The 12,058-nt window shown below is 39.4% G+C and carries 11 protein-coding genes; 7 read left to right on the forward strand and 4 right to left on the reverse strand.

What is annotated here, in order from left to right; translation table 11 throughout:
• Positions 1–199 precede the first annotated feature (199 nt).
• A complete protein-coding gene (locus NSTC745_RS24075; protein ID WP_445633211.1) occupies positions 200–1,192 on the reverse strand; it encodes a hypothetical protein in 993 nt (330 codons plus the stop codon).
• A 311-nt stretch (positions 1,193–1,503) separates the two neighbouring features.
• On the opposite strand from NSTC745_RS24075, the gene glpK reads away from it, so the two are divergent.
• Complete coding sequence (glpK, locus tag NSTC745_RS24080; RefSeq protein WP_445633212.1) at positions 1,504–3,012, forward strand: glycerol kinase GlpK; 1,509 nt, start codon at positions 1,504–1,506, stop codon at positions 3,010–3,012.
• Between the two features lie 22 nt (positions 3,013–3,034).
• Here glpK and NSTC745_RS24085 read toward each other — a convergent pair whose 3' ends face one another.
• Positions 3,035–4,303 carry an MFS transporter gene (locus tag NSTC745_RS24085; protein ID WP_445633213.1) on the reverse strand — a complete coding sequence of 423 codons (1,269 nt, stop codon included), beginning with the start codon at positions 4,301–4,303 and terminating at the stop codon, positions 3,035–3,037.
• Positions 4,304–4,847: 544 nt separating this feature from the next.
• On the opposite strand from NSTC745_RS24085, the gene argC reads away from it, so the two are divergent.
• From argC to NSTC745_RS24105, 4 genes are all read left to right on the forward strand, one after another.
• Positions 4,848–5,819 (forward strand): N-acetyl-gamma-glutamyl-phosphate reductase, encoded by a 972-nt coding sequence (argC, locus tag NSTC745_RS24090; RefSeq protein WP_445633214.1) that lies wholly within the window; start codon positions 4,848–4,850, stop codon positions 5,817–5,819.
• 441 nt (positions 5,820–6,260) lie between these two features.
• Positions 6,261–7,298, forward strand: a complete 1,038-nt coding sequence (locus NSTC745_RS24095; protein ID WP_445633215.1) for an ABC transporter permease — start codon at positions 6,261–6,263, stop codon at positions 7,296–7,298.
• Positions 7,299–7,385: 87 nt separating this feature from the next.
• Entirely contained in the window at positions 7,386–8,006 is a 621-nt protein-coding gene (locus NSTC745_RS24100; protein WP_445633216.1) for a hypothetical protein, read from the forward strand.
• The gene (locus tag NSTC745_RS24105; RefSeq protein ID WP_445633217.1) at positions 7,999–8,394 is read left to right on the forward strand and encodes a type II toxin-antitoxin system death-on-curing family toxin; all 396 of its coding nucleotides are present in this window, start codon (positions 7,999–8,001) and stop codon (positions 8,392–8,394) included. The genes NSTC745_RS24100 and NSTC745_RS24105 overlap by 8 nt, the downstream gene beginning before the upstream one ends.
• A 158-nt stretch (positions 8,395–8,552) precedes the next feature.
• Here NSTC745_RS24105 and NSTC745_RS24110 read toward each other — a convergent pair whose 3' ends face one another.
• Complete coding sequence (locus NSTC745_RS24110) at positions 8,553–8,762, reverse strand: hypothetical protein (RefSeq protein WP_445633218.1); 210 nt, start codon at positions 8,760–8,762, stop codon at positions 8,553–8,555.
• A 447-nt stretch (positions 8,763–9,209) separates the two neighbouring features.
• Between NSTC745_RS24110 and NSTC745_RS24115 the strand changes: the two genes are divergently transcribed.
• Positions 9,210–9,839: a hypothetical protein gene (locus tag NSTC745_RS24115; protein ID WP_445633219.1), complete on the forward strand. Its 630-nt coding sequence runs from the start codon at positions 9,210–9,212 to the stop codon at positions 9,837–9,839.
• A gap of 215 nt (positions 9,840–10,054) precedes the next feature.
• Complete coding sequence (locus NSTC745_RS24120) at positions 10,055–11,287, forward strand: hypothetical protein (protein ID WP_445633220.1); 1,233 nt, start codon at positions 10,055–10,057, stop codon at positions 11,285–11,287.
• A 141-nt stretch (positions 11,288–11,428) separates the two neighbouring features.
• Here the strand turns inward: NSTC745_RS24120 and NSTC745_RS24125 are convergent, their stop codons facing one another.
• Positions 11,429–12,028, reverse strand: a complete 600-nt coding sequence (locus tag NSTC745_RS24125) for a GNAT family N-acetyltransferase (RefSeq protein ID WP_445633221.1) — start codon at positions 12,026–12,028, stop codon at positions 11,429–11,431.
• Between the last annotated feature and the right edge of the window lie 30 nt (positions 12,029–12,058).

Raw genomic sequence — 12,058 nt, forward strand, 5'->3', positions numbered from 1 at the left:
CAAGCAGGGGAGGCAGGGGAAGCAGGGGAGGCAGGGGAGGCAGGGGAGGCAGGGGGAGCAAAAATGCTAGACTTCTTGCAGAAGTGGGGAAAAGGGGAAGGGAAAAGGGTAAAAACCTCGCCCCGCACTTCGTACCGCTACGCTAACGTGGGCGACTTGTTCATTCCTTTTCCCTTTTACCTTTAACCTTTTCCCCTCTTTATCGGCGCAGGTAAGTAAAATTTGGATCGGGTCTACCAACAAAGCAAGAATGAGTAAAGTTATATTTTTTGATAATCGCTAATGATGTTGTCGCTTCAGATTTATTATTGCCAAAGTCAAACATCCAATGGTTGCCGTCTACAATTTTCCAGCGATTATTGATTCGATTAACGGTTGTAGTAGCAGGATTAAAAGATACACAATCTTCACCTTGTAGCGAACCAGAAGGAGCGCTACTATTTACCAATAGATATTGGAGCGATGGTTGGGGTCTTCCAACAAAACAGGATTTATTCATGCCATAGTGCTTGATAACTTTGAGGGCACGTGTGGCTTCATCTTTTTTGTTACCAAAGTCAAACATCCAGCGATCGCCATTTTCAACTATTTTCCAGCGATCGCTAACTTGGTTAACACTAACATTATTAGGATTGAAAGTAATACAGTCTTCTTGAACTGCTTGTGTCTCTTGTGTTAATGACACTAAATTAGAACGATATTCTTTGTTGGATCTTCTATCTTTTAAAATGATATATATCGATTGAGGTGGTACTTCACCTTGTTCAACTGCAAACCAAAGAGACTTTAAATTTTCAGCAGAAGAAAATGCACAAAAGCCATAAATTCGTTGGTTGCTTTGACCATTATAAATATTTACCCAAGTCCGAGAAGAATTATTATTTTCTCCACAAGGAGGTAAATTTGGAGCTTTTGTAAATAAGTTGTCAGGGAATGCATTCCAGTTTGCTACTGATAATTTATATCTTTGAAAATTCTTGCCTGATACTGTATATGGTTCTGTTCCGATAAAAACTAGTTTTGGTTGGGGTATGGAATTGGATGCAAGATTAAAAAGATTTGTATTTGTAGTATTCTTGCTCCAAGTATCTGCTATTTGGAAGTTATCAGCAGCATAAGCAGCAGCAAAATTAGATAACATCCATCCGACGCTGAGTAAAGTTGCAAATTTGTTATATTTTTGTAATTTCATTTTAATGGAACCTCAAAAAAAGTAATCCTATTTAGAATGCGAACATCGGAAAAAATCTCACGCACGAGGCAAGAGAGGAGAGATGAGAAAATATTCTCTGGTCGCGAATAAATTAGGCTTGCTGTATTACTACAATTGGTTGGTTTGCATTTCCATATTTTTTTGATTGGGAATTCAAATTTTGCTATTTAATATCGACGAAAGTCGGAGAAGGTGAATTCGGTATTTGTGTTTGAGTTCTTTGGTTAGCTGGACGCAAAATAATGTATATCTGATTTGACGGATATCGACAAGCATCATTAAAAGCGACTATGGACACAGTTGGCAGCACAACTCCATCATCGGGCTACATCTTGGCGCTAGACTTGGGTACTACCGGCAACCGCGCTTTTGTGTTTAACGCAGAAGGTAAAATTGTCGGGCAGGCATACAAAGAATTGACTCAGTATTATCCACAGCCAGGATGGCTAGAACACGACCCCGAACAAATCTGGCAGGATACCTGCTGGGTGATGGAAACGGCGATCGCCAATGCCAAAATTTCCCCATCAGCGATCGCAGCGTTAGGATTGACTGTGCAACGTGAAACCTGTTTGATTTGGGACAAAACTACAGGAAAACCACTTCATAAAGCGATCGTTTGGCAAGACCGGCGCACTGCTCCACTGTGTCAGAAGTTACAACAGGAAGGCTATGCTCCAGAAATTTACGATCGCACCGGATTAATTATCGATGCCTACTTCTCTGCTACTAAGCTCAGATGGCTATTAGACAAGTTTACAGATGTAGATCTAAACAATGTCTTAGCAGGAACTATTGATACTTGGGTGCTATGGAAACTTACAGGCGGAAAAGTTCATGCTACCGACCACAGCAACGCCAGTCGAACAATGTTAATGAATCTCAAAACGTGTGAGTGGGATGAGGTTCTCTTAAAGTTGTTCCAGATTCCGGCTGAAATTTTGCCCCAGATTCAGCCGAGTTTAGGGGTATTTGGAGTTACTGATGCTACCTTATTGGGTGCGGAAATTCCCATTAGTGCGATTTTGGGGGATCAGCAAGCTGCTTTGTTTGGTCATGGCTGCCATCGCCCTGGTTTGATGAAATGTACTTACGGTACTGGTAGCTTTTTGGTAGCTCACACTGGCTCTCAAATTGTGCGATCGCCCGAAAAACTCATTTCCACAGTGGCATGGACGCAAAGGAATCCCAGCGGCGTTTTGGATATTGGCTATGCCTTAGAGGGCAGTATGTTTACTAGTGGTGCTTGTATCCAATGGTTGCGCGATAGCTTGAAGCTGATTAAAACTGCGGCTGAAACTGAAGCAATGGCAAATCGAGTTACAGATAATGGCGGCGTATATTTTGTACCTGCATTTAGCGGACTGGGCGCACCCTACTGGGATATGAGCGCCAGGGGAGCATTTTTCGGGATTACCGCCAGCGCACAACCAGAGCATTTAGTACGCGCCGTGTTAGAGGCGATCGCTTACCAAGTTGTGGAAGTAGTGCAGGCGATAAATGCATCTAGTAGTACGCCAGTTGGGCGATTAACCGTAGATGGTGGTGCTTGCGAGAACGATTTTTTGATGCAATTTCAAGCTGATGTCTTAGGCATCCCGGTTGAACGTCCGATAATGCGCGATACTACCGTTCAGGGTGCGGCATTCGCAGCAGGTTTAGCCGTGGGATTTTGGCAGAACTATGAAGCATTGGTGCAGCAACGTCAGATTGAGTGCGTATTCGAGCCAAAGAGCAATTTGTCGAATTTTACTACTTGGCAAAAAGCAGTCAAACGCACTCTCGGTTGGATGGACTAATACCAATTCGTAATTAAGAAGTTTAGGAGTCAACATTACTCAAATTTTGTTCCATATAGCGTGGATCGCGTACTTCTAGGTGCAAAAGCAGTGCTGTAAGCAATCCACCGATAGCTGCCACCCAGAAGGTAGTTTGATAGTTAATATTGTCCGCTATCCATCCGCCTAGTATGGGAGCAATGATGGTGGCAGGGGCGATAAGGGTATTACCCAGACCAATATAGGCTGGTCGTTGGTGTTGGTTACCAAACTCTAAAGTCATGACAGCAGCAACATTTTGCAGAGCGATCGCACCTATTCCTGCTCCGATAAACACCAAGTAAAACCAGTTTACATTTGGTGCTAGCCCAGCTAGAGCCGAACTGATAGCACAGGCAATACAACCAGCCTCCAAAGCTAACTTGTTACCCCAGCGATCGCCAATCCAACCCAAAACCAATCCAGAAATAGTTTGCGTGAGCATCAGTAAAGCAGTAATGAACCCAACAGATTCTTGTCCCATACCATATCGATGTACGGCATAGAGTGTATAGAACGGAAGGGGCATCAGTGCTAACTGTGAAATCAGACGTGCGATCGTAAAGTAACGGAAATTCCTATCCCATCGGAGAATCGCACTAAGGCTATCCCAAAATTCACGTTTACTCTCAATGGGAGATGATGAGTTACTTATCGGCTCTCGCGTTCTAGACATAAAAAACCAAGATAGAGCCATCGCCAAACTCGCACACAAAAAACACAGAGCAAAGTTAAATGGTTGGGCAATTTGCTTAAGCAATAAACCAGCTATCACAGCACCACAAACGCTCATCAGATTAGCAGACGCAGTTAAGGAACCGTGAAAAATACCAAGCTTTCCAGAGGGAACAATTTTAGCAACCATACTCTGCCAAGGAATAGAACTAAATCCGCTGCCTAGTCCCTGCCAAATGAGTACGGCAAATGTTAGTTCTAAGATAGTTTGGTTATTGAGTTTCAAGTCTAACAAAGCCACCAGTGCTAATCCCAGAAAAGGAAGTTTCTGGTGAATTGTTAACAGCATTACAGTCGATTTGTAATATTGTAGTCGAGCTACTTTATCAGCGGTTAATAGCTGAGGTAATTGGTAACCTAAACGGGGAATAGCCGGTATCAAACCGATGAGCAATGCAGAATCGGTAAAACCACTAACAAATAGAGGAATAATCGTGATATACGAAGCAAAACCGCTTCCTAATCCAAAAAATCCACTTTCAACAACATTAACAGCAAAATTATAACGAAGGTCTTTTTGAATTTCAGAATTGAGCATTTTTAAATTGCAAAAATATGGGCAGCATTTTCAACAGGTTTATGTACTTTTTAGGCACTTAGTAAGTGCTAAGTACAGAGCAAAAACCTGAATCCCATAAATTGTTCCCAGATGTTGCACTTAAATCACATTCAGAGAATATTTTTCTCCAAAAAAATCCAAGTTATTTGTCTGCAATGTTTGTGGCAATTTACACCCACTTAACTAGGAATAAATACTCTAAATTGCAATGATGCCAAGTTATGGAAAGAGCAAGAGAGATTTAAAGCCTTTTAAAGATTGTTGAAAAAATGAAGAGTAAATAGTTGGAAATCAGAGTTTCCCGATTGCATGGTAAGTTTGATTTTGGTCTAAATTCTCGTCTTAAAATTTAATAACTGCTATAGCACTCCCATCTGATTTTTGATACAATTTGCCTTCAACTCAAAAAATTTTCTTTCCTGTTGCCTATTGCCTGCGAAGCCAACTAAGTTCAAAAATCAAAGCGGATTACTATAAGTGTTTTAAAATACCACTTAATATATAAAGTTAAGATGGCGATCGCATGACTACTAAACCGAAGATTTTCATTGATGGAGAATCAGGAACCACAGGCTTACAAATTTACTCACGCCTCAACCAACGGGATGACATCGAGATCGTTAGCATTGAGGCATCTAAACGAAAAGATGCCACTGAGCGAGCTAAACTGCTTAATGCTGTGGATGTTGTCATTCTCTGCCTGCCTGATGATGCCGCCCGTGAAGCTGTGAGCTTAGTTACTAATACTAGCGTTAAAATTCTTGATGCCAGTACTGCCCATCGTACAGCACAGGGTTGGGTATATGGCTTTCCGGAACTAAATCCAGGACAGCGAGAAAAAATCGCCAGCGCCCAGTTTGTAAGCAATCCCGGTTGTTACCCGACGGGATTTTTGGCTTGTATCCGTCCGTTAATTGCCAAAGAAATTTTAAAGGCTGACTTTCCCATCACCGTGAATGCAGTGTCAGGTTACTCTGGTGGCGGTAAAAATCTGATTCAAAAGTACGATGCTTTCCACCAACAGCAAGCCGGGGGAGAATCGCTTTATCCCTATGGCATCTACGGTTTGCAGTTTGGGCATAAGCACGTTAAGGAAATGCACTACTTTTCTGGGTTAGCATCGCCGCCGCTATTTGTACCGTCAGTGGGGGATTTTGAGCAGGGGATGTTAGTTCAAGTGCCTTTGCCGTTGTGGATTTTGGATAATCCGCCATCAGGTGAGGTAATCTATGAAGCGATCGCTGACTATTACCAAAGTGAAAAGTTTGTCCAAGTTGCTCCATTTAAAGAACCCACACTTCTCAGAGACGGAACGTTTCTAGATGCCAAAGCAATGAACGGCACCAACTTTGTTCAGATTTTTGTCTTCGCCAATGACGCTACCAAAGAAGCGCTGCTAGTTGCTCGTCTTGACAACTTAGGCAAAGGCGCATCCGGCGCCGCAGTCCAAAATCTCAATATCATGCTGGACTTTCCGGAAGAGTTGGGATTATAAGGGTTGGGGCACTTGTACTGAGCGAAGTCGAAGTATGGGGCATTGGGCATGGGGCATTGGGAAATAAGTTTGAGCGTTGAGGTTTTGAACTGAAATGTTGAGGTTTTGAATTGAAAGGTTGGGGTTTTGAATTGAAACGTTGGGGTTTTGAACTGAAATGTTGAGGTTTTGAATTGAAACGTTGAGGTTTTAAACTGAAACGTTGAGGTTTTGAATTGAAACGTTGGGGTTTTGAATTGAAACGTTGAGGTTTTGAACTAAAACGTTGAGGTTTTAAACTGAAACGTTGGGGTTTTGAACTGAAATGTTGAGGTTTTGAACTCAAACGTTGGGGTTTTGAACTCGAACTTTGAGCCTCTAAGCTTCAACTTTCAGTTTTAAATCTCCGCAATAATCTTGTAATGATTCTCAGTCAAGGTATGAGGTTGGCAAACACGCATCATGATTAATAGGAATCGCGTTAAACGCCTGTTACCAATCTTATCACCATTGATTGCGATCGCATCTGCCCTACTCGTTGGTGCAATTCTCATCTTGTGCGCTAGAGCAAATCCCATCGTTGCATACACAGCTTTATTTCAAGAATCCCTTTCTACTTACTTTGGATTGGGCAATACTCTTACCAAAATGACACCGCTATTATTCGCTAGTTTAGGAGTATTGGTGGCGCTGCGTGCCGGTCAATTTAATATCGGTGGCGAAGGACAAATTTATCTAGGTGCTTTGGGAAGTACTTTAATTGGGTTATATGTGCAAGGATTACCAGCTTTCATTCACATTCCGCTGTCGTTGTTAGCAGGATTTTTTCTAGGTGCAGTTTGGGGTTGGATTCCTGGTTATCTGAAAGCAGTGCGCGGAGTGAATGAGGTAATTACTACGTTGCTGTTGAATTATATTGCAGTGAATTTAGTTAGCTATTTGGTGCAAAATCCTCTGAAAGCACCAGCAGCACCTAGTCCTTATTCGCCACTGATTGCTAAATCTGCTCAATTACCGATTATTTTACCGGGGAGTCTTGCCCATGCGGGGATTTTGCTGGCGTTAATTGCGGCGGCGATATTGTGGGTATTGTTAGTGCGATCGCCTTTAGGATACCAAATTGCAGCTGTGGGATTTAACCCGAATGCTGCTCGTTATGCTGGTATTTCCGTACAACGCACTATTATGCTGGTGATGGCGTTAGCGGGTGGTTTAGCCGGGTTAGCTGGTGGAACCGAGGTGATGGGGTTGAAATTTCGGTTATTTGAACAAGTTTCGCCTGGTTATGGATTTGATGCAATTGCGATCGCTTTTTTAAGTCGTGGTAGTGTTTTCGGTGTAGTGTTAACTTCCCTATTTTTTGCTGCACTTCGCAGTGGCGCCAATGTCATGCAACGTAGCGCAGGTGTGCCGTTGACTGTAGTTTACGCGATTCAGGGATTGGCTGTGCTATTTATTGCGATCGGTTTGGCGGTAGAACAGCGAATAAGCGCAGATTAATTTTGTGATTAAACACAACAGTCTGCATTTGCCAGTTAAAGTAATTTTAGGGGAAGCTTATAACCTCACAAGCCAGGTACATAAAAGATGGTACATAGCTTTACATTTCCACAAGAAATAATTACTAGCATTCAAGAAAGGTTAGAAATACTTGAGAAATGCTTGAATGATGCTAACCCACAAGATGAAGCGATGGCGGAGATACTTGAGTTGGCTAATAGTCGCCAGATATCTCTCGATCGGCTTGCAGACGATATAAAACTCTATCGGCAAAAAACTGATAAGCTGATTAGACTATCTAAAAAAACTGAGGAAACAGTAAAACAAGGTGAGCCACAAGTTCTACTGTTTGTTAGATGCAATTTTTTATTAAAACAAATTTTGGATGAATACTCGGACTTTCTTTTAGATAAAGGTGGTAAAAAATATCTCAAAATTCAGACAGATGGTTTTGTAGAGTTATACAAGCAATTTAAAAGTGAGAATATCTCTACTGGCGATCGAAAAGATGAAGACTACGTTATTGTAGAAACTCTAAAACACGTACTACAATCAATAATCAGAGTTAGTTTACGAGCAAACGCATTATCTCAAGAAGATATTAATGCGTTAGATTTGGGAGATATCACTCCTCAAGAATCAGAAGTTATGCTTACTTTTTTGGCTTCCAAGAAAAAATGGGATTGGGTTTACAAAAATCTTGCATAGTCGTAATTTTTTTGAAAAAGAACAGGTGTTAAGTATACATAGCGATCTGATTCGTGAATATGGCGGCTCACTAGGTATACGCGATGAAGGCTTGCTAGAATCTGCTATTTTTCAACCTCAAGCAACTTTTGGAGGAGAGTTTTTACATCCCACAATAACGGAACAAGCAGCAGCATACTTGTTTCACATAAATAATAATCATGCTTTTGTAGATGGAAACAAGCGAACTGCTTTTGCTGTTATGGTGGCATTTTTGAACTTAAATGAATACGAACTTACTATGACAAAAGAAGAAGCTTATCAATTAACAATGCAAGTTGCTGAACACAAAGTCAGTAAGGAAGAGTTAATTGAAGTACTGAAAAATCACATTATAGAATTATTTTAAATTATTCAAGATTGAAATAATTGTTCTTCACCCCAAGCATATACGACGTAGTGTAGGTGTACCGATGAAAGTAGTTTACGCGATTCAAAGATTGGCTATACTATTTATTGTCATCGGTCTAAGGGTATAACAATGCATAAAAGTTATGGAATCTCAAACTAAGGCAGATTAATTAGGGATCTAAAAATTTGACAATAAATATCTAAAAATTTGGCAAATTTATCAAAATCTTGTTTATCCCAATAAGTAGAACGGCGCAAAAAAACCGAAGTATGTAACTGAAAGTAAAGTCGCTCAAAAAACCTTAACTTCTGCACTTCGGCTACGCTCAGCGTCAACCTTGTGGCTTCTGCCTCCTGCCTTGTCATAACGACAATTTTCAAAACCCGCCTACTTATCATATTTAGCCAAAATATAATTTTATTCTCCAAAATTTTTAGCGAATTCTCTTCATTTATTGAATAAAAATATCTACAAGTTTGGTAAATCTATCAAAACATTTTTCATTGCCGCGATCGCTTAAATCACATAAATTGTAAATGTAGGTAGCATTGGTTAAAGATTGATTATCTATATTTTGACAAGATAAACAAACAATACCAGAGCTACTAACTAGCTTGCCAACACAAAAGTCATGGAAGAGACTTAATCTTGTATTTCATATAGCTATATGAATTTCATTGAAATTTTTGAACAGAAAATCTGATTTAAAGCTGGCTAGATAAACTTTTTAAGTTTACTAAAAATAGCAATATTTAAGTCAGATTACTGTAAGCTAGGAAGATTTTTATGCTTACAATTTAGGAGGATTAGTGATGGCAGATATAACTAATAGTGGTGGCGGTAACTCTTCTACTGATGGGGACAATCCATTAAGAAATTCACCCTTCGGCCGCCTGAGTGAAGTTCTCAGTCCAGAGGAACTCTCCAATCTATTCAGCGGTGTTGGTGATGGAGAAAATAGTGGTAGTCCATTCGGTGGTGGTGGCGGCGATAATTTACCCTACAGTGGTAATCCTTTTGCTGGCGACAACTTTTGGAATATCTTTGCAGGCGGTGTAAATCCATCTGCTGGAGGCGGTAACCGCGATCCTTTGACAGGCGCTGGCAGTCAAAGCACTACTATCAGCACAACTGAAATACCAGACGGATTTAATTTAAGAGTTACTATTGACAACCTGGTTAATTCAAAGTTGGACGAAGAACTGGGTGATGGACAAACCCCATCATTCGATCCTAGTCAAATCCCATCATTTGGTGATGGACAAACCCCATCATTCGATCCTAGCCAAATCCCATCATTTGGTGGTAGTAATGGTGGACAAATCCCATCATTCGATCCTAGCCAAATCCCATCATTTGGTGGTGGAGAAATCCCATCATTTGGTGGTAGTAATAGTGGACAAATCCCATCATTCGGTGGCGGACAAATTCCATTTGCTTAATCAACACAGTAATTATAATTCTTAAGTAAATCACTCGATCGCCATAAGGAAATAATAATGATTTTTTCAGTACATACTATGCTAATTAGCCGTGTTATGCACTGAAAATTTTTACTATAAAGCCTTGAGGCAAAATTTTCTCTCTCGTTCACAACCAAAACGATAAAAGCCTTTATTTAAATAAATTTTTGGAGCAAATAGGAGAATTAATGCCAATGGAAGCATCTGCTATCGATTCCATAAATAACGAGATTAACACCTTTAATGCAGGGAGTGGTAGCAACCTGTATAACAGTAGTTCCTTTGCTACCGATGGTAATTTCTATGCTGAAGGCAACCTATTAACAAATGATAACAATATTGTTCTTGGTAATGGTGGCGGAAATATTCCAGGTGGGACTATTAACCCTTTTGCTGGCGATGCTGGTAGTGGACTTCAACAATTAATTTTCGATCGCTTGAAGTTAGTTCTAGGTGACAATTTTTTTAAGGACGTTGACAAAACATTGGCAGGAGGTACAAACCCATTTCTAAATGGCGGTAATCTAATTTTAGATAGTGGGAGTGTACTTGAGCGATCGCCTTTCGATCCGTTAAGAGAAGTCCTTGGTGATAATATACCTTTTAGTAACAGTGGAAATACATCTAATATTGATATTCCACGTTTTAATGAGAGTAACGCACCCGTTGGTAATGCTAACAGAAACTTTGGTAAGAATAACGCAACAGTTGGTAATTTTAACTCTGATTATGGCAATAACAGTGCAACCATAGGCAATGGAAACTGGAACTTTAATAATGACAACGCAACCATTGGCAATGGCAACTGGTTATTTGGAAAGGATAATACAAACCTGGGCAATGGTAACTGGTATTGGGACAACGGAAGTAACAATTCAACGCTAGGAAATGGCAATTGGCACTTCGGCAGCGATAACTCAACTATTGGAAACGGTAACTGGGATTTTGGTAAAAATAATACAATTATTGGTAATGGTAATTGGGTTTTTACCGATGGAAATACAATTGTTGGTAATGGTAATTGGCTAACAGATAGCGATAATGCAACTACTGGAAACGTCAATAACATCGGTAGCTTAAATTTATCTCCGCAGGAAGTCAAGACTGATGTTAACAACTTAATTGACTCCCTTATAGGTAAAATAGGCCAAAATTTTCTGGTATTAACAAAAGATTTTGATGCATCAAGTACGCAAACGTTTAACCGACTCATCTCTTCTAAAAATACTGATATTAGTAACAGCGATCTATCTAACAATATTGAGCAATTTTTGGCATCACTCAATATCATTCCAGAAGATGCGATCGATTATCAGCCTTGGCAAAATCCTCAATCAGTGCCAGAACCGAATTCTTCAGTATCGTTAGTAATAATGGGGTTTGTTTGTTTGCTGTTATCAATATTCAAAAAACAACAACGCTGTTAAAGTCAACTATCCAAAGCTGGTAAAAATTTACCTACTTATTTATAGTTCTTTCACTTGCGAATAATAACTACTGGATATACAGCAGTAAAAGAGTTTTCCACATAATTTTCTAGGTTAGAACACAAAAGTTACCTTGATAACTTACTTTGATATAAATCCTAGAACAATAAATCCTTGGTGAGAAGCTTTACTATAGATTTTTGGTAATTTATGTCTAGGTATTGGTACAAATTTTAGACGAATATAAAAATGAAGCGCTTTGGGAGCAGCAAGCAGATAAATTGGTTGATTATTAACTTTTTGTATTATTGTTCGTACTAAATAAGAACCTAAACCTTTATGGCGATGATTATACTTTACGTGTAATTTCTTAATTTCTGAATAGTTTTTGAGATGGGTAAAGATTGAGAAAGCAACAACTTTTTGTCTATATTCAATCATTAACATCTCTGATGTTTTAGATTCTTGTATAATTGATAAAATTTGTAAAAGTATTAAAATGATTATAGGTATAATTATTGCTAAACATCCAATAGCAATAATTAATAAAATTAATTTTGTAATATCATCAGTAATTAATAAATAAAGCCCAATTAATACTATACAAAAAAACAATATTAACCGAAAAAACATATGATTTGTCAATTCAAAATAATATATTTTAATAATTCCCCATATATCTTTATGTCTACCAGTCCGAAGTATATACCCTGATGGTAGATAAGCAGATGTATTATTCATAATTAGCTACAAAGAAAATACGATGTTATC

It is taken from the genome of Nostoc sp. DSM 114161, assembly GCF_052692665.1.

Excerpts from the sequence above, each read along its gene's own strand:
- NSTC745_RS24095 (WP_445633215.1), top strand. The coding sequence starts at position 6,261 with ATGATTAATAGGAATCGCGTTAAACGCCTGTTACCAATCTTATCACCA.
- NSTC745_RS24115 (WP_445633219.1), top strand. The coding sequence starts at position 9,210 with ATGGCAGATATAACTAATAGTGGTGGCGGTAACTCTTCTACTGATGGG.
- NSTC745_RS24100 (WP_445633216.1), top strand. The coding sequence starts at position 7,386 with ATGGTACATAGCTTTACATTTCCACAAGAAATAATTACTAGCATTCAA.
- NSTC745_RS24085 (WP_445633213.1), bottom strand. The coding sequence starts at position 4,303 with ATGCTCAATTCTGAAATTCAAAAAGACCTTCGTTATAATTTTGCTGTT.
- NSTC745_RS24110 (WP_445633218.1), bottom strand. The coding sequence starts at position 8,762 with ATGACAAGGCAGGAGGCAGAAGCCACAAGGTTGACGCTGAGCGTAGCC.
- argC (WP_445633214.1), top strand. The coding sequence starts at position 4,848 with ATGACTACTAAACCGAAGATTTTCATTGATGGAGAATCAGGAACCACA.
- glpK (WP_445633212.1), top strand. The coding sequence starts at position 1,504 with ATGGACACAGTTGGCAGCACAACTCCATCATCGGGCTACATCTTGGCG.
- NSTC745_RS24125 (WP_445633221.1), bottom strand. The coding sequence starts at position 12,028 with ATGAATAATACATCTGCTTATCTACCATCAGGGTATATACTTCGGACT.
- NSTC745_RS24075 (WP_445633211.1), bottom strand. The coding sequence starts at position 1,192 with ATGAAATTACAAAAATATAACAAATTTGCAACTTTACTCAGCGTCGGA.
- NSTC745_RS24120 (WP_445633220.1), top strand. The coding sequence starts at position 10,055 with ATGGAAGCATCTGCTATCGATTCCATAAATAACGAGATTAACACCTTT.